Source organism: Acetobacter sp. KSO5, from assembly GCF_044094635.1.
Classification (GTDB): Bacteria; Pseudomonadota; Alphaproteobacteria; order Acetobacterales; family Acetobacteraceae; genus Acetobacter; species Acetobacter cerevisiae.
Map to the genome: position 1 here is coordinate 762,570 of NZ_CP172014.1, position 18,939 is coordinate 781,508.

General features: G+C 57.0%; 21 protein-coding genes and 1 riboswitch. Of the genes, 11 read left to right on the forward strand and 10 right to left on the reverse strand.

The features are described 5' to 3' along the window. Window positions 1-14 precede the first annotated feature (14 nt). From ACHQGU_RS03580 to ACHQGU_RS03600, 5 genes are all read left to right on the forward strand, one after another. A complete protein-coding gene (locus ACHQGU_RS03580) occupies window positions 15-491 on the forward strand; it encodes an RrF2 family transcriptional regulator (RefSeq protein ID WP_395495908.1) in 477 nt (158 codons plus the stop codon). 128 nt (window positions 492-619) lie between these two features. Continuing rightward, window positions 620-2,011 (forward strand): inorganic phosphate transporter, encoded by a 1,392-nt coding sequence (locus ACHQGU_RS03585; RefSeq protein ID WP_395495909.1) that lies wholly within the window; start codon window positions 620-622, stop codon window positions 2,009-2,011. A gap of 240 nt (window positions 2,012-2,251) precedes the next feature. Next, window positions 2,252-2,791 carry a hypothetical protein gene (locus tag ACHQGU_RS03590; protein ID WP_395495910.1) on the forward strand — a complete coding sequence of 180 codons (540 nt, stop codon included), beginning with the start codon at window positions 2,252-2,254 and terminating at the stop codon, window positions 2,789-2,791. A gap of 269 nt (window positions 2,792-3,060) precedes the next feature. Then, on the forward strand, window positions 3,061-3,522 hold the full coding sequence (locus ACHQGU_RS03595) for a hypothetical protein (RefSeq protein WP_395495911.1): 462 nt from the start codon (window positions 3,061-3,063) through the stop codon (window positions 3,520-3,522). Between the two features lie 102 nt (window positions 3,523-3,624). Further along, window positions 3,625-4,392: an SDR family NAD(P)-dependent oxidoreductase gene (locus tag ACHQGU_RS03600; RefSeq protein WP_395495912.1), complete on the forward strand. Its 768-nt coding sequence runs from the start codon at window positions 3,625-3,627 to the stop codon at window positions 4,390-4,392. Window positions 4,393-4,486: 94 nt separating this feature from the next. Here ACHQGU_RS03600 and ACHQGU_RS03605 read toward each other — a convergent pair whose 3' ends face one another. Beyond that, window positions 4,487-5,500, reverse strand: coding sequence for a DMT family transporter (locus ACHQGU_RS03605; protein WP_197463935.1), 1,014 nt, complete (start codon window positions 5,498-5,500; stop codon window positions 4,487-4,489). A 218-nt stretch (window positions 5,501-5,718) separates the two neighbouring features. Beyond that, window positions 5,719-5,784: riboswitch (Fluoride riboswitch) on the forward strand. An 82-nt stretch (window positions 5,785-5,866) separates the two neighbouring features. On the opposite strand from ACHQGU_RS03605, the gene crcB reads away from it, so the two are divergent. The 3 genes from crcB to ACHQGU_RS03620 all read left to right on the forward strand — a co-directional run bounded on the left by crcB (window position 5,867) and on the right by ACHQGU_RS03620 (window position 7,291). After that, entirely contained in the window at window positions 5,867-6,319 is a 453-nt protein-coding gene (gene crcB / locus ACHQGU_RS03610; protein WP_062144411.1) for a fluoride efflux transporter CrcB, read from the forward strand. Window positions 6,320-6,346: 27 nt separating this feature from the next. Continuing rightward, entirely contained in the window at window positions 6,347-6,907 is a 561-nt protein-coding gene (locus ACHQGU_RS03615) for a M23 family metallopeptidase (protein WP_395495913.1), read from the forward strand. 177 nt (window positions 6,908-7,084) lie between these two features. Next, entirely contained in the window at window positions 7,085-7,291 is a 207-nt protein-coding gene (locus ACHQGU_RS03620; RefSeq protein WP_043551757.1) for a cold-shock protein, read from the forward strand. 61 nt (window positions 7,292-7,352) lie between these two features. Here ACHQGU_RS03620 and ACHQGU_RS03625 read toward each other — a convergent pair whose 3' ends face one another. The 3 genes from ACHQGU_RS03625 to ACHQGU_RS03635 all read right to left on the reverse strand — a co-directional run bounded on the left by ACHQGU_RS03625 (window position 7,353) and on the right by ACHQGU_RS03635 (window position 10,001). Beyond that, complete coding sequence (locus ACHQGU_RS03625) at window positions 7,353-8,294, reverse strand: metallophosphoesterase family protein (protein ID WP_395495914.1); 942 nt, start codon at window positions 8,292-8,294, stop codon at window positions 7,353-7,355. 214 nt (window positions 8,295-8,508) lie between these two features. Beyond that, window positions 8,509-8,895 carry a VOC family protein gene (locus ACHQGU_RS03630; protein ID WP_395495915.1) on the reverse strand — a complete coding sequence of 129 codons (387 nt, stop codon included), beginning with the start codon at window positions 8,893-8,895 and terminating at the stop codon, window positions 8,509-8,511. 80 nt (window positions 8,896-8,975) lie between these two features. Further along, window positions 8,976-10,001, reverse strand: a complete 1,026-nt coding sequence (locus ACHQGU_RS03635) for an SDR family oxidoreductase (RefSeq protein WP_395495916.1) — start codon at window positions 9,999-10,001, stop codon at window positions 8,976-8,978. A gap of 270 nt (window positions 10,002-10,271) precedes the next feature. On the opposite strand from ACHQGU_RS03635, the gene ACHQGU_RS03640 reads away from it, so the two are divergent. Continuing rightward, complete coding sequence (locus ACHQGU_RS03640; protein WP_395495917.1) at window positions 10,272-10,802, forward strand: GNAT family N-acetyltransferase; 531 nt, start codon at window positions 10,272-10,274, stop codon at window positions 10,800-10,802. A gap of 9 nt (window positions 10,803-10,811) precedes the next feature. On the opposite strand, the gene ACHQGU_RS03645 is transcribed toward ACHQGU_RS03640, so the two are convergent. The 4 genes from ACHQGU_RS03645 to ACHQGU_RS03660 all read right to left on the reverse strand — a co-directional run bounded on the left by ACHQGU_RS03645 (window position 10,812) and on the right by ACHQGU_RS03660 (window position 14,890). Further along, entirely contained in the window at window positions 10,812-11,987 is a 1,176-nt protein-coding gene (locus ACHQGU_RS03645; protein ID WP_395495918.1) for an acyltransferase family protein, read from the reverse strand. Next, entirely contained in the window at window positions 11,962-12,786 is an 825-nt protein-coding gene (locus ACHQGU_RS03650; RefSeq protein WP_062144471.1) for a ferritin-like domain-containing protein, read from the reverse strand. Before ACHQGU_RS03650 ends, ACHQGU_RS03645 begins: the two co-directional genes overlap by 26 nt. Before the next feature lie 162 nt (window positions 12,787-12,948). Next, window positions 12,949-13,380, reverse strand: coding sequence for an acyl-CoA thioesterase (locus ACHQGU_RS03655; protein WP_062248218.1), 432 nt, complete (start codon window positions 13,378-13,380; stop codon window positions 12,949-12,951). 49 nt (window positions 13,381-13,429) lie between these two features. Next, window positions 13,430-14,890 carry an AMP nucleosidase gene (locus ACHQGU_RS03660; RefSeq protein WP_395495919.1) on the reverse strand — a complete coding sequence of 487 codons (1,461 nt, stop codon included), beginning with the start codon at window positions 14,888-14,890 and terminating at the stop codon, window positions 13,430-13,432. Window positions 14,891-14,963: 73 nt separating this feature from the next. Between ACHQGU_RS03660 and ACHQGU_RS03665 the strand changes: the two genes are divergently transcribed. Together ACHQGU_RS03665 and ACHQGU_RS03670 are read left to right on the forward strand one after the other, a co-directional pair. After that, on the forward strand, window positions 14,964-16,583 hold the full coding sequence (locus ACHQGU_RS03665; RefSeq protein WP_395495920.1) for a UvrD-helicase domain-containing protein: 1,620 nt from the start codon (window positions 14,964-14,966) through the stop codon (window positions 16,581-16,583). A 177-nt stretch (window positions 16,584-16,760) separates the two neighbouring features. After that, complete coding sequence (locus ACHQGU_RS03670) at window positions 16,761-17,015, forward strand: hypothetical protein (protein ID WP_062248222.1); 255 nt, start codon at window positions 16,761-16,763, stop codon at window positions 17,013-17,015. Between the two features lie 33 nt (window positions 17,016-17,048). Here the strand turns inward: ACHQGU_RS03670 and ACHQGU_RS03675 are convergent, their stop codons facing one another. Both ACHQGU_RS03675 and ACHQGU_RS03680 read right to left on the reverse strand, forming a co-directional pair. Then, window positions 17,049-18,335 (reverse strand): abortive infection family protein, encoded by a 1,287-nt coding sequence (locus ACHQGU_RS03675; RefSeq protein WP_395495921.1) that lies wholly within the window; start codon window positions 18,333-18,335, stop codon window positions 17,049-17,051. A 48-nt stretch (window positions 18,336-18,383) separates the two neighbouring features. Continuing rightward, window positions 18,384-18,917 carry a hypothetical protein gene (locus ACHQGU_RS03680; RefSeq protein WP_395495922.1) on the reverse strand — a complete coding sequence of 178 codons (534 nt, stop codon included), beginning with the start codon at window positions 18,915-18,917 and terminating at the stop codon, window positions 18,384-18,386. Window positions 18,918-18,939: the final 22 nt, after the last annotated feature.

An 18,939-nucleotide genomic window follows, 5' to 3' on the forward strand; every position in this document is an offset into this window, starting at 1 on the left:
CTACACTTGGCGCCATGCGCCTGACTCTGTACACAGATTACGCCCTGCGAACGCTCCTCTATCTGGGAGTGCACGCAGATCGTCGCGTCTCCATTCGCGAGGTGGCGCTGGCCTATGGCATTTCAGAAAATCATCTGGTCAAAGTCATTCACCATCTGGGCAAAGGTGGGTTTGTGGATACTTTGCGTGGGCGCAATGGCGGCCTGATGCTCTCCCGCCCGCCCGAGCAGATCAATCTTGGCGACGTGGTGCGCCATACCGAGGATGATATGGCGCTGGTCGGGTGCATGGCTCCCCCCGGCAAGGAAGGGACCCGTGCCGGGGAAGGGTGTGTTCTGGCTCCGGGCTGCACTTTGCGGGGGCTGCTGGGGGAGGCGCTGGGGGCCTTCATGGCTGTGCTGGATGGCCGCACACTGGCGGAGCTTCTGCGCTCCTATGAGGTAAAGACGCTGCGCGACATAGCGCCCGGCACCGGAAAAAAGGCTGAATAACGGCCTTTCCCGCCCTCAATTCTCCCATGGAATGCAACTTGGCCTTTTAAAATCGATTTAACGGATTAAAAACCGGAGCGCCTTCCTCTATCAACGGGCGGCACAAAAGAAGGGCTGTCCGTTTTCTCATGTTGCATTTCACGCCAGACTCACCGTCTTCCATTATCGCGCTGCTGGTCTGCGGCCTTCTGGTTTGCGTGTTTGAGTTTGTGAACGGGTTTCATGACACCGCCAACGCTGTGGCGACGGTCATCTACACGCGCTCGCTCCGGGCGGGTACGGCGGTGGTGCTTTCGGGCATCATGAATTTTCTGGGCGTGCTGACGGGCGGCCTGAGTGTGGCTTACGCCATGGTGGAACTGCTGCCGCCGGATGTGCTGTCCCCGCCTGATGGCACGCCTGCGGTGCCCATGCTGCTCTCCCTGTTTGGCACGGCGCTGGTGTGGAACCTGCTCACATGGCGGGCGGGCATTCCCAACTCCAGTTCCCATTGCGTGATTGGTGCGATTGTCGGCGTGGCCATTGGGGATGCTCTGGTGCATGCGCGCAGCCTGAGCGAAGGGGTGGACTGGCATCAGGTCACCAAGGTGCTGGAAGCGCTGGCCGTCTCGCCCCTGCTGGGGCTGGTAGGGGCCGCGCTGTTCTATCTGGCGATGCGGTCCGTGGTGAAGGACCCGGCGTTGTATCAGCCCCCCACAGGCGACGCCCCGCCACGCGGCTGGGTGCGCTGGCTGCTGGTGGCCAGTTGCAGTGGCGTTAGTTTTTCTCATGGTAATAATGACGGGCAGAAGAGTATCGGCCTGATTATGCTGGCGGTGGTGGGGCTGATGCCCGCCCTGTATGCGCTCAACCCGCTTGAAGCCCACCGCCTGCCGCTGCCCGTTGTGCAGGCCACGCAGATTGAAACCCTGCTGACCCAGTATGACCATAACGGCCTGCGCGCCGAGGCGCTGGCTGCGGCGGCTCGCCTGAAAGCGGAGGGGGAGGCCGCAGCACAGCATGCCGGGACTACTCCGCAGGATGGGCCGCGGACCGTTGTGGCGCAGCGGGCCGATGTGTTTGAAGTGCTGGCCGGGCTGAAGCAGGTTGAGCATGTTTCCAGCGTGCCGGGTGCAGAGCGTGCGCAGGCTAAAAAGCTGCGGCAGGGGTTGCAGCCGGTGGTGGAATTTGCGCCCTGGTGGGTGCGGCTGCTCAGCGCCCTGTGCCTCAGCCTTGGCACCATGATTGGCTATAAGCGTATTGTGCATACATTGGGTGAAAAGATTGGCCGCACCCATTTAACCCCAGCACAAGGCGCTTCCGCCGAACTGGTGGGGGCAGGACTGATTTTGACGGCGGGTTATACCGGCCTGCCGGTCAGCACCACGCACATTATTACCGCAGGCATTGCAGGCAGCATGCTGGGTGCAGGCAGCGGTGTGCAGAATGGCATGGTGGGGCGTATTGCATTGGCGTGGATTGCCACGCTGCCGGTGACAATCCTGATGGCGGCTGGATTGTTTTATGTGCTGAGTTTGTGAAGTAAATAACGTGTTTATGGGAAAGTCAGCGCGAAAATCTGTGATAATTTCTTGAGTAATGCGTTTGGGATAGAGCGATAGGTATTATTTTGATTTTATGGTGATAATCGATCAATTGCTATCAAATTACCAAAGCGTTCTTTTTAATTTTTCTTTTTAGAACAGCAAAAAACTAAAAAAGGTGGTAGCTCGCCCCAATATTGCAACGAAGAAAATTAATTTTCAAATTAAGGATATCGTATGAAAAAGGTATCAGACAAAAGAGCCGTTATCATGAGAACAAAGAAGTATTACGCAATATATTGTCAGGATGTTTTGAGTGGTAGTATTTTTTCTTCGACGGGATCTTCTGTTGTTTTGCCGAGAAAAGAAGTGACCGTCCAGTGGATAGGAGAAAATTTAAGAAAATCTCTTATGGAGAGTCATAATTATTATTTGGATTTTTATAATTGTTCGGCTGATGATCCTGAGCGTGAAAAAATTATAGATTTGTCCCGGTCTGCGGAAAGAGCGTTCTGGTTTGGAATCAGGGACAGGTTTGGCTTCAAGGACCATCTTGTCGCGGTGTCAAAATCGGCTGCTGTCTTTGTCAGTTGGGAGTATGAGCAGACAGATCAGATCTGTTTTCTGGCCACCCGAGGGCGAGGTGGGGGCCATTCTGCCTGGTATTTGGGAGAAAACGAGGGCAAGGTCTTCTACGTTTCAAGTCATGCTTCTGATGAAGAGATCGCGAGTGTGGCTCTTCAGGCGCTTGATGCGTGCCAGCCTAATTATGCGTGAGATGTAGCCGGTCGTTTATGCAGCTTTCCAGGCCTGCTCTGTTGCGATGGTATGGTAATCCCCACACAGTAAGGATTGCTACGGTTGACGATAATGCTTGACGAGGTATCCTGATGTTTAGACCGCCCCCTTTAACGTCTGAGCAGATTAAAGCGCAGTATCGTAAAAGCGCCGATTTTTGCCGGACACCAAAATTTGTCGCCATTATTTCAAAAGAAATTTGGAGAGGAAGCTATTTTTCCCGCACGGGCTGGTGTGCGCATGCACTGGTGGAGGAGGCCACGCCTCTTTGGCTGGGGGAAAATTTTCGTAAGGCTCTTTTGAGTAGTGAATATTTCAACAAGCCGGGGGCGAAAGAGCTGGGGCTGGAAAATATCATTCCAATGGAGAAGGCGTCAAACACCCGGCGTCTGGCTTTTTTCGAGGAGATGCGCCAAGCCTATGGGTTTAAAACTATTGATACGATGTGGCGGAAAGATGATATTGTTGCTTCCGACTGGCATTATCGTATTGATGATTTTATGACTTTATACGCCTCGCGTCGTGCAGGTGGGGGTGGCCACGTTGGCTGGCCACGGGTCAAGTTTCCCCAGAAATTTCTGGATGTCCCGCTGTCTGTGTCAGATGAAGAGCTGGGGCAGGCATTGCTGACGGTGATGGACCAGTGTGAGGGCTATAACGTCAAACGTCCCGTCTCCGCGCGTCCGGCCTCGAAAAAGCCGAAAGACTGAGGCGGTGCTAAACGGACGTGGGGCGTGTCATCGCGCCCCGTGACACTCCCTGCTCTTTTGACGCATGGTGGGCGGAGTTCCCCCTTTATGGAGAAGAGAGCAATGACACAGCCCCTCAAGACAGTTCTCGTCACCGGTGCCACGGCAGGGTTTGGCCACGCCATTGCGTTGCGGTTGGTGAAGGATGGCTACCGCGTAATTGCTACGGGTCGCCGTCAGGAGCGGCTGGATGCGCTGGCAAAAGAGGCTGGACCCGCACTGCTGCCGTTCAAGCTGGATGTGACGGACCTCGCCGCAGTCAAGGCGCTCCCGGCCTCGCTGCCGGAAGGCTGGCAGGAGGTGGATGTGCTGGTGAACAATGCCGGGCTGGCTCTCGGGCTGGGCAAGGCATGGGAAACCAAACCCTCTGACTGGGAGCGTATGATTGCCACCAACGTGACCGGCCTTGTGGAAATCACCCGTGCGCTGCTGCCGGGCATGGTGGCGCGCAATAGCGGGCACGTTATTTCACTGGGCAGCACGGCGGGCACGTATCCGTATCCGGGGGCCAATGTTTACGGGGCCAGCAAGGCGTTTGTGGAGCAGTTTATGCGCAACCTGCGGAGTGATCTGCTGGGCAGGCAGGTGCGAGCCACAACCATTGCGCCGGGCCTGTGCGGCGGCAGTGAATTTAGTGAAGTGCGTCTGGGCGACAAAGAGAAAGCGGATGCCGTGTATAACGGAACCAAACCGCTGCTACCGGATGATATTGCGGAAACCGTGGCGTGGGTTCTCGCACTGCCCGCGCATGTGAACATCAACCATGTGGAAATGATGCCCACCTGTCAGGCCTCCGCCGGTCTGGCGGTCGATCGGACGATGGCGAACTAAAAGCCTCTTTGCGGCCCATATGAAAATGCCGTGCCTCTTTTAAAAAGGGGCACGGCATTTTTTGTGTCAGGAGGTCTGTCTTGCGGAGCGCGACTTATTTGGTCGGGGCGATTTTTTCCGCAATGGCCTGCTGGCGGTCCCGCAGGGCTTTTTCCTTGGCCTGTTTGGCAGCAATTTTCTCCGCAGCCTTGGCGGCCTTTCTGGCCTGCATGCGTTCCAGTCGTTCCTTCATGGCCATGCGTTCATACCGGATGCGCTGGCGGATCCAGTTGAGCAGGCCCGAGAGGGTGACAACCACAATACCCACAAAGGTCCAGCCATCCAGCGGCTGATGGAACACCAGATAGCTTAGCGCCACGCCCCATACCATCTGGCTGTATTGCGGCAGGGCAACGCGGTTGGCGGGTGCGCGGGCCGTGGCCATCATCATCAGCAACTGGCCTAGGGCAGCCAGAAAGCCATAGCCAAACAGATAAACCCATGTGCTGACACCGTGCGGCCATGTGGCGTGCGCCCACATCAGCACACCATTACCGATCAGCGGGCCAACCAGACTGGAGCCAAACAGGGAAAGCCGCGCGCTGTCCTGCCCGGCCAGACGGTAGGCAATCACGCTCACAGCGTTGGCAACGGCGGCAATCAGGGCACACAGATGCCCGAAGTGTAGGGCGCGCACGCCGGGGCGCAGCACAATCAGCACACCAATAAAGCCCAGCACCACGGCCAGCCAGGCCCAGGCGGTCACCTTCTCCTTGAGCAGCACCACAGAGAGAATAGTGACAAACAGCGGCATGAGGAACATCAGCGAGAGCGCTTCGGGCATGGACAGCAGCATGAACGCTTCCACGCTGGCGGCCGTCGCCACAAACGTACAGACCGCCCGCAGCACCCACATGGCGGGTTCCTGCGTGCGGAACACGTCGCGGTAGGATTCCTCAGGCTTGCGGATAAATGGCAGAAGAAGCAGGCCGAAGACCCCGCCGGAGAAGGCGACCTCAAACGGGTCGAGCCGTCCCCCAAGCAGCTTGGAGAAGGCATCACTGATAGCGAAGGAGGCAAATGCCCCCAGAGCCAGCGTAATGCCGGAGAAGAGAATTTTGGGGTCCATATACTGCCTGTACTGTTCTGGTGGTCGAGCCGCGGGTGAGAGAAGAGTGTTCTTGCACACCGGCATGTTCCGGCTTCTTCTCGCGCAATAAGCAAAAAACGGCGCGGGTTGGAAGTACATTTGCACAGGTTTTGGGGAGGGCAGAGGAGCCCTGCGCATTCTTAATGGCCAGCGCGCCCGGAAGAGACGATTGAGCCAGCGGGCCGAACACCCTATAAAAGCAGCAAGGGGATGGGGTTCCCCCTTTAACCGCCCTTGCAAGGGCTGATGACTCCTGCCGTAACCATCTGGCGGGAGACGTGCGTCTTTTTCCCGCCGCAGCACGGCGGGCGTTCTGGAAAGCCCGCCAGAATGAAAGGCCCGAGAATGTCTTTTGCCTCCTGTCTTCTGGTCATGCTTGGCGGTGCGCTGGGCACGCTGGCGCGTTATGTGATGACGATGCTGACCGCTCCCCTCAGCCGCATGATGCCCTGGGGCACCATTGTGGGCATTAATGTTGTGGGGTCGTTCATCATCGGCTTTTTCAGCACGCTCACGCTGGCGGACGGTCGCTACCCGGTTTCTGACAATACGCGCCTGTTTGTCATGATGGGCCTGTGCGGCGGCTACACCACCTTTTCGTCCTTCAGCCTGCAAACGCTGGACCTGCTGCGCAGTGAGGCATGGGGGCGGGCGCTGGCGAACGTCACGCTGTCTGTCCTGCTGTGCATCAGCGCCGTCTCACTCGGCCACCTGCTCGCCACGCACCTGAACGGCCAGTATGTGCAGCTGACACAGGCGGAGGAACAGAGTGATATGGAAGGGGAGATGGAGGGGTAAAACCGGTCCTGCTCTTGTGTTGCAGGAGTGTGCGGGGCAATCTCATTTCTTATTCGGAATGAGAGGCGTGAGGTCACGCTGGCTCCCCTGTTTGAGAAGCCCTATGCCTGCACGGAGCATCCGCTCGGCCAGTTGCACGGTGCGGGGGATGCGCTGGGCACGGACTGCATGGTGGTGGGTGGTTTTGAAAGTGACCACGGCTTTGCCAAAATGTATCGGGGTGACGGCACGAAAAATACCGACTGGTATGGCTGGCACACGCCTGTGCATGCGCCGATTGATGGCGTGGTGAAATATATTCACCTCAACACCGAGACCAACACCCCCGGCACCATGGGCAAGCCACCTGCCAGCATGATGGTGTTTGAGCGGGCTGACGGTGTGACTGTTGTCTACGCGCATCTGGCCGAGCCGGTTGTAAAAGTGGGGGACCACGTGACGGCGGGGCAGGTTGTGGCGATTGATGGCAATAACGGCGTGGCGCGGAATCCGCATATTCATGTGGGGGCGTATCGTGGGGGTGAACCCCTGCAAATCCGCTGGGATCTGCGGGCTATGGGCAAAGTTCCGAGGATGACTGATAATTGATTTTACTCTGAATGCGGAATTCCCTTGCATTCTATCCCGGATAGGCGCACCACAGTGGCCAGCGGGTGCTTTTATCCGGGTTTTCGGCGCGTGTTGCGTTCGGTATATCTCCTTAAAAGTTATGATTTCGTGTGTGTTTTGTGCACGACCGCATTTGTTTGTGAAGGAGCCTTTGTTATGGCAACAGGCACCGTAAAATGGTTTAACCCCACCAAGGGTTTTGGTTTCATTCAGCCGGAAGATGGTGGTCAGGATGCGTTCGTTCACATCTCTGAACTTGAGCGCGCTGGTATGCACACTCTGAACGAAGGCCAGAAAGTCTCTTACGAGCTCGAAGCTGGTCGTAACGGCAAGACATCTGCAGTGAGCATTAAAGCACTCTAAGTGCTTTAGGCCGCAGATTTGCTGTGTGGAAAAGCCGCCCTTTGGGGCGGCTTTTTCTGTTTTAAGTGTTTTTCGGCTCAACGCTCTGAAAACCGTAGGTTTCATAGCGTGTTTTCAAAACACCATTATCCACATCCACCACCATAAAGCCCTCTGGCGTACCAAGCCGTGTGCCATGCCACCAGTTGCCGCACACTGCACCACCGGTAATGTAGGGCACACCATGCCACTCCACCCGTTCCACAATATGGGTATGGCCCTGAAGCACGCCGATAACGTTATACGTGTCGAACAGCGGCAGCACTTCATACGCATTCACCACACTGATGCCGTGATGTTTTTCCGGCTTTGTTGAGCGCACGTCGTAATCTTCTATCGCAGTCACCAGCGGGATGTGGGTGACGATAATAATCGGCGTCCCTTTGGGCTGGGCGGCAAGATCCCGGCTCAGCCAGCCAATCTGCTGCGCATCAATCCGGCCTTCATACATCCGGTCATCCGTAATGCCGATGGAATCCAGCACCACAAAATGCACGCCTTTATGGTCGAAGGAATAATAGAGCTGGCCGAACTGGTCCTCGAAATATTTCTTGCCATAAAGCGGGTCCGTCGGTTGTGTGCCGCTTTTGGTATACACGCCAAAACAGTCATGATTGCCAATGGTGTGATGCACCGGCAGCGTGAGGTCATCTGCTGTGCGCTTATACAAATCCATCAGCATGTTGGCGCGGCCTGCATTTACGCCAAGCGCGTCATACACATGGTCACCACCCTGAATGGCAAAATCGGCCGGAACCGCGCGGGCTTTCAGGAAGGCGCTGTGGCAGCCGGCGTTGGCGTTCAGTTCCGGCTGGAGGTGCGTGTCGGTAATGAACAGGAAGGTGAACGGATCATGCTTGCGCAGCGGGGGCCGGTTGGGCACGGCGGCGAGGGAGCGCGTGAGCGGGGTAAAAGCAAGGCCCGCAGTCAGCGAGAGAAACGTACGGCGGTTGAACTGGACCATGATCGGCGGTTCCATATGCGGGGGAAGGGAGTGAACAGGCCTCCACTGTGCGCAAAATGGCGCGCACTGCCAGATCTGTCATAAATGTTTCATACTCTGTGCGGCTTCTGGCGGGCGTTCTGCTGAGGCGCAGACACAAAAAACCCGTTTCCTGAGCAATAAAGTCAGAAAACGGGCTTAAAGTTTTTAACCTTTCCGCTGCCGGAAGGCAGGGTTATTTGGCAGGCATGACGTAGAGCGCGCAGAGCTTGTTGCCGTCCGGGTCACGCAGATACGCCAGATAGAGATCCCCATTGGGGGTGTGGCGCACGCCCGGCGGGTCTTCAATGGCTTCCCCGCCATTGGCCACGCCGGCTTTGTGCCAGGCATCGGCTTCTTCCGGGCTGGCCATGGCAAAACCAATGGTGCTGCCATTACCAGCGGTGGCGGGCTTGCCGTTCAGCGGTTTGGTAATAACCAGTCGGCCTCCGCGATGCGTGTAGGCCAGACGACCCTTGGCGTTGGGTTCGGCTGGGGCGCAGCCCATGGCGCCCAAAGTGGCATCATAAAACCGTTTGGAGCGGGCAATATCGTTACTGCCAAGCATGATGTGGCTGAACATGAAGCGTTTTTCTCCTTACCCGGTATGGGAAGGCGCAGAGTAGCGCGATACCGGGCATCGTCAAATTCTGTGCGGAGAACTTATGGCAGGCCGACGCCGCCATTGGCGCCAATAATCTGGCCTGTCATGTAGCTGGCATCATCCGAGGCCAGCAGCACATAGGCCGGGGCCAGTTCCACCGGCTGGCCGGGGCGCTTCATGGGCACGGTTTCCCCAAATTTCTCGACATTGTCCATCGTCTGGCCACCGCTGACCTGCAACGCCGTCCAGAACGGGCCGGGGGCAATGGCGTTGACGCGAATACCTTTACTCACAAGCTGCTTGGCCAGACCTTTTGCAAAATTGGCAATGCCTGCCTTGGTAATTGAGTAGTCCAGAATATTGGTGGAGGGGTCATAAGCGTTGGTGGAGGAGGTGAAGATCATCGCGGAGCCGGGCTGCATGCGCGGAATAACCGCTTTGGTCAGCCAGAACAGGGCGTAGAGGTTGGTCTTCATCGTCCAGTCGAACGCTTCTGTCGTCACCTCCAGAAGGTCATCATGCGTCTGCTGCCGGCCTGCGCAATTGACGAAGATATCCAGACCATCCAGTTCCACAAAGGCTTTTTCTACAAGCTGTTTGCAGAAGGCTTCATCCCGCAGGTCACCGGGCAGGGCGACAAATTTGCGGCCTTCCTTGCGGACCAGATCACCCACTTCGGCAGCGTCGGCTTCTTCCTGCGGCAGATAGTTAATGGCGACATCCGCTCCCTCCCGCGCGTAGGCAATGGCAGTAGCGCGGCCAAGGCCGGAATCCCCGCCGGTAATCAGCGCCTTGCGCCCCTTGAGTTTGCCGCTGCCAACATAGCTTTTTTCACCATGGTCGGGCCGAGGGTCCATTTTGGAGGCAAGGCCGGGCCAGGGCTGCGGCTGGGCTTTGAAGGGGGCATGCGGATACAGGGTGCGGGGGTCTTTAAGCGGGGAGGAAGACATAGCATTCTCTTTCACAGTCTGGGCCGCGGCAAGGTTGACGAAGACGGGCGTGCCAGCCGCTGCCGCCACGCCTGCCATTTTCAGAACGGTGCGGCGGTAGGTGCTGTGTTTGGGGACCGGTGTTTCGTCAGTCATGCGGAGGTCCTTTCGCATCAGGCCACAAATTCGGCCTGAATGTGTCTGTCTGGCCAGCGGCTTTAAGGGTTCACACAAACTGACGTTCCGGCAGCGGAGGGGTTCCCGGCTGCGGGTTGTGTGCGGTGCATGGCAGTTGGCAAAGAAACAGGCTGCACAAAAGGGTGATTGCAGAAGGGGTGTTATTCGTTAAATGATGAGAACGAATAAAATCAGGCCGATGCGCCCTGCATGTGTGATGCGGAAAGACTGAGGGAAAAGGGTTTAGGAATGTCTGAAGTGCCGTCTCTGGAAACGGATCGTCTGCTGTTTCAGGCCCCGCGACGGGAGGATTTTGAGGACTTCGCCGCCATGCGGGCCGACCCCATTGTCGCGCGCTACACCTCTGGCAAGCCGGAAAGCGCCAACGCCACATGGGGCAGGCTGCTGCATTACAGAGGGCTGTGGGGCATTATGGGCTTTGGCTTCTGGATGGTGCGGGAAAAGCAGACAGGCCGCTTTGTGGGCACGATCGGCTTTAACGAGGCGCATCGCGGGCTCACGCCGTCCATGGATGGCATCCCGGAAGCGGGCTGGGTTCTGGCCTCATGGTGCCACGGGCAAGGCTTTGCGACGGAAGGCGTGAAGGCCGCCTGCGCGTGGCTGGACACACAGACGCCGTATAGGCGCTCCGTGTGCATTATTGCTCCAGCCAACAAACCATCCATCCGCATTGCAGAGAAAAACGGATTTTCACAGTTTGCAACCACGCAGTATCTGAATGAAGAAACGCTGATGTTTGAGCGGAAGGTTACGGCCTGAGACGCTTATTCAGCAGGCTTTTTGAACCCGGCCTAAACGCTGGCGCAGAATGCGGTTGAGCGGTTCAGAAAAGGTGCGGCTGATGAGGCTGGCCAGCAGGCCGGAACCGATGAGGAAGATGGGCAGGACGGCCAGTCTCTCAAAGCCGGTTTGCGGCAGGGTTCCGGGCGGCAGCACAGTGCGGAGCAGGCCCAGAATAATCAGGTGGAACAGGTAGAGTTCGTAACTCAGGCGGCCCGTCCATTCTACGCCGCGCAGCAGGCGGGAGCGGGTGGCGAGGGGGCCGTTTGCATGATGCGCGGAGGCAATCAGCAGCACCGCAGTCCCCAGCGCCATGACTGATACGCCCCAGATATTGGTGGCCCCAATGGATTTCCAGAGATACAGCGCCACCATGACCGCAATAACGGCAGGCTGAAGCAGGCGTGCCGCAAGCCCGTCCAGCCGCCAGTGTGTGGCCACCACAGCGGCCATGCAGCCAATGGCAATGCCGTCGAATGAGGCCAGATAGGCAAACAGGAAACCGGATTCATCATTCTGATGCGCCATGCGGTAAAACGGACCAACCACAGCAACCAGCGCCCAGAACAGCATGATAAGCGGCGGACGACGCAACACCAGCGCGACCAGTGGGAAGGTGAGATAAAACACTTCCTCCACGGACAGGGACCACAGCACGCCAAGCGCGTAATTGGCCCAGTCATAGTGGGCAATAAACACGTTCATGCTGAAGGTGAGGGCGGCCAGATTGGCCCGCATCATGGCGGCAAGGGGAGACAGGCCGGGGATGTGCGTGGCGAAAATGGGCACGCCCGCCAGAGCAAGCCCATTGACCAGCGCCAGCAAAAGCAGCAGGCACGGCACAATGCGCGCAATGCGAAAAGCGTAGAAGGTGCGGGCCTTGATGGCGGCCAGACTGCCATAACGGGCCAGCGTGTTGCTGGTAATCAGAAAGCCGGAAATGACAAAAAACAGCGTGACGCCGTAATTGCCGTTGCGCGCCACGGCCCGCACGCCCTCTGGCGTGAGCAGCGTGCCCAATGCTGAATGGCCCAGCGGATAGGCAATGCAAAAATGGTGGAACAGCACCAGAAGAATGGCAATGCCGCGGAGCAGATCAATCCGTCGGTTGCGGTGGCCGGGGGTGACCGGCGTGGGGTCAGGAGACCCCGGCCACGCGGGCAAATTTACGCTGGCGGCTGAAGAACAGCTTTTCCGTGATGAAGAACGCCAGATCCTGAATTTTGCTGTGCGGTGTCAGGCCAATGGTCTTGAACACCATGCTCGTCACGCGGCGCAGGTGGCGCGGCTGATAGTTCTTCATGGCGCGGGACATGTAGGCCGCAATGCAGCGGTTGTGGTCGTAGGGTAGGGAGGGCGGTTCGTTGGTGGTGTAGTATGCGGAGGCGAGTTCATCATCCTCGCTTTCCGTCACCCGGCCCAGAGCGATGCGGGCGCGCTGGAGCGTGCTGATGCGTTCGCGCTTCAGGTAGCGGTGCATGTGGTCATAAAACAGTTTGAAGTGCCGGAATTCATCGGCGGCAATCTGCTTGCACAGGGCTTTCAGCACCGGTTCATCCGTGGCATCGGCCAGTGCTGAGTAGAAGGAGGACGTGCCGGTTTCCACCATGCAGCGGGCAATCAGTTCCCCGGTGCGGGAGCCACGCACGGATTCTTCGACTTCCAGCGGGATATGGTAAAAGTCCCGGTACCGCTGGAAGGCCGCCTGATAGTCCCATTCCGGGTCGGCCAGCATGGCCCAGCGGCCCAGTCCGTCCCCGTGCTGGATTTCTTCCACAGCCCAGTGGTCCGCCGCCTGTTTGAAGTCCGGGTCATCATGAAACACGTTGTTCAGGTAGATGGCGTAGTCCACGCTGTTGCGCTCCACCACGGCGGCCGCCTTGATGGCAGGCACAAGCTGCGGGTCCACGCGGGAGGGGTCAAATTTATCCCAGGGTAGCTGGTCAATCTGCCAATGTTTCATCTGCGCCGGTCTCCCGTCCTGCTGCTTTACAACCGTTAGCCGTCTGGCCGTTCCCACGGTGCGCGTATTCGCGAGATGGCCCAGACTGTTGCTCTAGACCATTCCCCGCTGAGACGGAATGCCATGACAGAAAAAAGACAGGCAGAGGAGCCCCGCAGGCTTTCAGACCGTAGGGGCGCTATTGGGCGAGTTACCGGGCGTTGCGGGCGGCAGCGGGCGGGGGCGGCGGTTTTCATCCAGCGCCACAAAGGTGAAGTCGCCTTCCGTCACCTTGGAGGTGAGATGCGTATGGCGGGCGCGGCGCCATGTCTGCACATGGATGGTCATGGATGTGCGGCCTTCACGGGTGATGTGGGTGTAGATGCTTACCTCATCCCCCACCACCACGGGTTCCAGAAAGACAACGCCGTTAATGGCGACGGTGGCGGCACGCCCGTTGGCCCGGAAGGCTGCGGTGGTGCCGGCGGCAAGATCCATCTGGGAGATGATCCACCCGCCGAACACGTCCCCTGCGGGGTTAGTGTCGGTCGGCATGGCGATGACGCGGATGGTGGGAACGCCTTCCGGCAGTTGTGAGGCAGAAGCAGCAGGCATGAGGTTAAAGCCCTTTATCAGAAAGAATCAGCATGTGTGATGCAGGCGGTTACCGGAAGGGGGGCTCATCAAACCCACGCAGTTTGCGGGAGTGCAGCCGGGTCACACCCTGCTGCCTGAGCAAATGCATGGTCTCGATGCCCACCATCAGATGCTGGCTTACGCGCTCACGATAGAACGCATTGGCCATGCCGCGCAGCTTCAGTTCTCCGTGAAGTGGTTTGTCCGACACACAGAGCAGCGTGCCGTAGGGCACCCGGAAGCGGAAGCCATTGGCGGCAATGGTGGCGGATTCCATATCCACGGCAATGGCGCGGCTCATGTTGATCTGGGTGAACAGATGCGCCAGACGCAGCTCCCAGTCCCGGTTATCGGTGGTCATCACCGTGCCGGTGCGCAGGCGGGTCTTGATGGCGGACTCGGGTAGGCCTGTCACGAGTGACGTCGCTTCCTGCATGGCCACCTGCACCTCGGCAATGGGGGGCACGGGCACCCATGTGGGCAGGTCTGCGTCCAGAACGTGGTCATCCCGCACATAGCCGTGGGCCAGAACGTAATCCCCCAGCATCTGGGAACGCCGCAGGCCCGCGCAGTGGCCGACCATCAGCCAGCAATGCGGGCGCAGCACGGCCAGATGGTCCGTCATGGTTTTGGCATTGGCGGGGCCAACGCCGATATTGATGAGCGTAATGCCATCTCCATCCGGGCGGCAGAGATGATAGGCGGGCATTTGCGGCAGGCTGCCTGTGGGGCCGTCCGCAGGGGCGCTGCCGGGGCCGGTATAGATCTGCTCTCCGGGTTCGATAAACGCGTTGTAGTCCCCCCCGGCATCCACCTGTGCGCGGGCGTAATCGCGGAAGGTATCCACATAGCGCTGATAGTTGGTGAGCAGGATAAACCGCTGGAAGGAGCGGGGCGTGGTGCCTGTGTAATGGTGCAGGCGGGCGAGGGAGTAATCCGTGCGCTCTGCTGTAAACAGTGCCAGCGGGCGTGGTGTGGTGGCGTCGGGCAGCAGCTCGCAGTTGGCAATGCTGTCATCCGTGGCGTGCAGGTTGGGCAGAGCGAACTGCTCCTGCAAAAGCCGCAGGTCGGCTTCCGTCAGGCCGGTGACGGCATCTTCCATAACATAAGGCAGCGGGATGGGGTGGCGGGAGCGACCCACCAGCACCGGCTGGCCGTAATGGTGCAGCAGCGGCTCAATCTGCTCCCGCAGATACTCCCGGAACAGGGCGGGGCGGGTAATGGTGGTGCTGTAAAAGCCGGGGTCCAGAATAACATCAAACGGCGGGCGGCCCTGTATGGGGGTGCCGGGGGGCAGTTCCAGCGCCAGACACGGATAAGTGGCCTCCTCCGGCGGGCAGCCCTGCCGGGCGCGGAAGGCGGCGTGGAGCCGCTGGGCACTCTCATCATACAGGGCGCACAGGCGGTCAATGGCGGCGTCTGCGGTGGTGAAGGCTTCAAAATCCGTTCCGGCGGCGGCGCGGAGGGCGAGCATATCAGGCTGTGTCATGGGTCTCCTGTGGTGACGGGGTGACCAGATTTATCCTGCCACCTTAACGCGAGAACGGGCCGGATGTGCAACCGTGCCAGCAAAGCCGGGCTGGTCCGAGAACGGTTTTCTGCGCCGCGCGGCATATCTGCGCACGAAAAAGTGCGCTATACGCGCGCCACCGCTGACAGATGAGGGCCAGAAAAGCGCGATGATTGCCATCACCCCGGAACAGACCGCCATTCTGGACACGCCCCCCACCGCCAGCTTTCGCGTGATTGCCGGAGCCGGGTGCGGCAAGACCTCCACGCTGGAGTGGTTCAGTAAGACATGGACGCGCCACCGGGGGCTGTATCTGGCGTTTAATACTGCGATTGCCAAAGAGGCCCGCGCCCGCTTTTCCAACCAGATTGAAGCACGCACCGCCAATAGTTATGCCTATCGCATCCTGAATATCGGGCAGCTGAACCGCAAGGTGCAGGGGCGCTATCTGGTGCGGGATATCTGGCGGCTGGAAAAGGTGCTAGGGATGAAGTCCGGCGGGGCTGCGGATGCTGTGCTGAAAACGCTGAGCAATTTTCTGATCAGCGAAGGTTCCAAAATTACCGCCACCCATTGCCCGGAGCCTGACAGCGGGCGCAACCGGGAGATCCGCCTGTTTGTGGCGCAGGCTTACAAATATCTGGCGGCACTTGAAAAACATGATTTTCCTATCACGCATGATCTCTATTTAAAGAAGTTTGAGCGTGAGCAGAAAATTACCGGCTACGACTATATTATGGTGGATGAAGCGCAGGATCTGAACCCGGTTCTGATTTCCATCCTGAAAAAATCCGGCCTGCCGATTGTCGCAGTAGGCGACCCGAACCAGTCCATTTACGCCTTTCGCGGTGCGGTGGATGCCATTAGCGACCTGGAAGGCCCGTGCCTGCCGCTAACGCGGAGCTGGCGGTTTGGGGAACCTCTGGCGCGGATGGCTAACGCCATTCTCGGGCACCACTCCCGCAAACCGGCCCACAGCCTGCACGGCAACCCGGCGGTAAAAAGCCGGGTGATGCTGCACAAAAAGGGCCTGAAACCGGAGCACAACACGCTGGTTCTGGCCCGCACCAATGCCCGACTGTTTGAAGGGCTGGCGGACAGCACGCGGCCCTTCCATGTGCTGGGCGGGGTGAATGACATGGTGCAGGAAATTCTGGCCGCCTATAGCCTGTATCAGCGCCAGTTTCAGCCGCCTTTAAAGCCGGAGGGGGCTGCGCTGGAATACGGCACATGGCGTGAGTTGGAAAACGCAGCAGAAGGCCGCGATGGGGACCCGGTTGCCAAAAGACTGTTTGGCATTGTGGATAAACACAAAGAGACGCTGGATAAAAAGATAAAGACGATCCAGACGCTTTACCGTGACGACCCGGACGAGGTGAGTCTGGTGTGCTCCACCGCGCACAAGGCCAAGGGGCGGGAGTTTGATGCCGTCATTATGCTGGATGACTTTCTCTCCCCCGAAGAATGGAGCCGGCGGCGCACGCAGTTTCAGGATCGCGCCAGAAAAACCGAGCAGGAACACGGCCCGCTCTCCCCGCGCCTGAAAGCCCGGTTGAAGCGCGATCTGGACAACTGTGATCAGGAAATCAATCTGCTCTATGTGGCCTGCACCCGTGCGCGGCTGACGCTTTCTCTGCCAGAGGCGTTGTTTGAATTCTGGAAGAAGATTTAGGCATATTTTATGTCTGGATTTACAATTTAAGCGTCTTAAGAGATGTGTCCTGTCGAAATGGAAGATCATTGTCTCGGGTTCTGGATTTTTGAGGCATCCGCAAAATTAAGGGGAACCCGTGCGGCTTTGTGAGGTTGAAGGGGGTGACAGACTTGTGATGCACAAAGGAGAGACCCCATGAAACGCCCCATTCTGGCGATGACGGCCCTACTGGCAACCTGCGCTCTGGCTGCATGTGAACCGCCGCCGCCCGGTGGCATGGGTGGCCCCGGCGGCTCTGGCCATCATGGCGGCCCCGGTGGTGGTGGCCAGCAGGGCGGCAATGGCGGCTGGCGCAACGGCAACAGCTCCGGCAACATGCAGGGCGGCGGCCCCGGCATGGGCGGCCCGGCCATGCAGAACGGTGGCATGGGAGGCGGGAACGGTTACTGATTTCATGCAATATCAGCTTATGCACTGATATTTCTATTTACTTTTGCTCTTAGTCGGTGCGGTCGGTTGCGAAAGTGTCTGAGGTAAAATGCGTTGATGATAAGTTTCAGACATGAAATCAATGAACACGACCGCTGCGCCGACGGCGAGGCGAGCATGGCGTGGCTCTAGGCCGCGGTGTTTGCCATCGCGGCCATGGCCGGAACCGTATAAACTTCGAAGTTCTGAGAGATATTGTGTAATGGTGGTCAAATTACGCAATAAAAGACGAATGGTTTTGGAGCCTTTAGCTTCTTCGGGAATTCCCTCAGGAACGAGGCATAACTCCGCAGTCAAAAGCTTAGTTAACTCAGGTAAAGTTGCGGTTTTTGTGAAAGCAATTCTCTGTTGCGTTAGGATTGTTTTACAGCAAGTTTCAACTAAATCTTTTGCTGTCCCTATTGCAAGGGCAGGATCACTGTCGATCGCCATTTCAAGGCGTTGAATTTCTTGCTGCATCCATCTTGCATCTAATGCATAAGCGGCATTGCGAGCACGTGAGGTTATGAATTCACTAGCAAGTCCAATTTGTCGTGCAACAAAACGAGGCCGACCAGCTATCTTCTCTTCTTCCATCAATGCCCAACCATCTTGGCGGAGTTGGTCATTATATTGAGTAATTAACTCTATTGCTTCGTCTTTATTAGGCCGAACCATTGGGTGAACGGTTTCACAGAGAAAGCGTAGAAATACAGCATCGGCACCATTTTTAAGCTCGAACCGAGAATCATCGTAAATCCAGTTGTCATCCCAATCTAGATTATTGATGCGATGCTGGTAGATGTCTGCTTCAGCATCTTTGTATCGAGAGTCACGTGAGGGGAGGGACTGGAGATTATAAATACGTGTAAGAAAATCGATTTCATTTAGATTGCCATGCCATGCCACTTGGTCAATTTGTAGACCATCAATGATATTTAATCGAGTTTGTCGTCGGATTCTCGTATTCGGTCGCGCAGCTGCACCGGGGTTAGCAAGGCGTGGGATGATTTTAACGCTATACCAATTTTCGGTATAGGGTTCTAAGACTGCCTTCAAGCGCTGGTTGATTTGCTCTTCAATATCACTTTTGGTGGTGCTAATAAGTGCATAGTCAGCAGTATCGATTGCAAGATAAATTGTCCATTGCTCTGTTCCCCCATTCCAGTTGTCGAAACCCGTTCGTTCAATGCGAGGTGTAGCGGAGCGTAGTAGAGAAGCAGCTTGCTCCATTCGCTCAGCTGTGAGCAATTCTTCTACTGTCGTGAGATAACGTTCGGGGTGCTCAATTAAATCTTGCATGGATATAATCGCTATCATGTAGTTTGATAGCCGAAAAGGATATTGTGTTTACAAATAGGCGAAAAGGTTGTTTCGCCATTCTTCAATTTCTGGAAGAAGAAGTGATAGATTCAAAGATTGTCCTTTTAATAGGATGGCTAACAAATTGGAGCAGGTGTACTCCGCCCAAGGAGTAATTTCTTCAATTTGCAACAGCGTTTTTCTGGCTTGTCCTGTTAAATTGTGGTGACTGGTTTTATTGATGATTTCGATCCATTCTTCAACATGTTTCCAATAGTTTGCTCCTGCATTAATAGCTGTGGCGAATGATACTTTGGATGTTAATTGCGGTGGGGTATTAAAAGCATCCGCAGTGTTGACGCCAAGAACTGATTTGGTTGTTATTAAGTAGCGCTGGATAGCTACAAAGCCTTGACCAATAAAATATTCAGCTTGATCGCACAGACCTGCGGATTCAGGATCGCGAGTTATGGAGATTCTTGCATTAAGAGGTGCGAGTTCAAGGTCGAGAAGTTGCAAATGTCTTTTAAGAAAGAGAAAATCTACGTCTGCGTAATCATTATCACCTTTTATAATCGCCATAGAATTCAAATCCATTGTATCT

Excerpts from the sequence above, each read along its gene's own strand:
- ACHQGU_RS03655 (WP_062248218.1), bottom strand. The coding sequence starts at position 13,380 with ATGCCTGCTGCTTCTGCCTCACAACTGCCGGAAGGCGTTCCCACCATC.
- ACHQGU_RS03580 (WP_395495908.1), top strand. The coding sequence starts at position 15 with ATGCGCCTGACTCTGTACACAGATTACGCCCTGCGAACGCTCCTCTAT.
- ACHQGU_RS03625 (WP_395495914.1), bottom strand. The coding sequence starts at position 8,294 with ATGGTCCAGTTCAACCGCCGTACGTTTCTCTCGCTGACTGCGGGCCTT.
- ACHQGU_RS03600 (WP_395495912.1), top strand. The coding sequence starts at position 3,625 with ATGACACAGCCCCTCAAGACAGTTCTCGTCACCGGTGCCACGGCAGGG.
- ACHQGU_RS03620 (WP_043551757.1), top strand. The coding sequence starts at position 7,085 with ATGGCAACAGGCACCGTAAAATGGTTTAACCCCACCAAGGGTTTTGGT.
- ACHQGU_RS03605 (WP_197463935.1), bottom strand. The coding sequence starts at position 5,500 with ATGGACCCCAAAATTCTCTTCTCCGGCATTACGCTGGCTCTGGGGGCA.
- ACHQGU_RS03680 (WP_395495922.1), bottom strand. The coding sequence starts at position 18,917 with ATGGCGATTATAAAAGGTGATAATGATTACGCAGACGTAGATTTTCTC.
- ACHQGU_RS03640 (WP_395495917.1), top strand. The coding sequence starts at position 10,272 with ATGTCTGAAGTGCCGTCTCTGGAAACGGATCGTCTGCTGTTTCAGGCC.
- ACHQGU_RS03675 (WP_395495921.1), bottom strand. The coding sequence starts at position 18,335 with ATGCAAGATTTAATTGAGCACCCCGAACGTTATCTCACGACAGTAGAA.
- crcB (WP_062144411.1), top strand. The coding sequence starts at position 5,867 with ATGTCTTTTGCCTCCTGTCTTCTGGTCATGCTTGGCGGTGCGCTGGGC.
- ACHQGU_RS03630 (WP_395495915.1), bottom strand. The coding sequence starts at position 8,895 with ATGTTCAGCCACATCATGCTTGGCAGTAACGATATTGCCCGCTCCAAA.
- ACHQGU_RS03585 (WP_395495909.1), top strand. The coding sequence starts at position 620 with ATGTTGCATTTCACGCCAGACTCACCGTCTTCCATTATCGCGCTGCTG.
- ACHQGU_RS03590 (WP_395495910.1), top strand. The coding sequence starts at position 2,252 with ATGAAAAAGGTATCAGACAAAAGAGCCGTTATCATGAGAACAAAGAAG.
- ACHQGU_RS03635 (WP_395495916.1), bottom strand. The coding sequence starts at position 10,001 with ATGACTGACGAAACACCGGTCCCCAAACACAGCACCTACCGCCGCACC.
- ACHQGU_RS03670 (WP_062248222.1), top strand. The coding sequence starts at position 16,761 with ATGAAACGCCCCATTCTGGCGATGACGGCCCTACTGGCAACCTGCGCT.
- ACHQGU_RS03650 (WP_062144471.1), bottom strand. The coding sequence starts at position 12,786 with ATGAAACATTGGCAGATTGACCAGCTACCCTGGGATAAATTTGACCCC.
- ACHQGU_RS03660 (WP_395495919.1), bottom strand. The coding sequence starts at position 14,890 with ATGACACAGCCTGATATGCTCGCCCTCCGCGCCGCCGCCGGAACGGAT.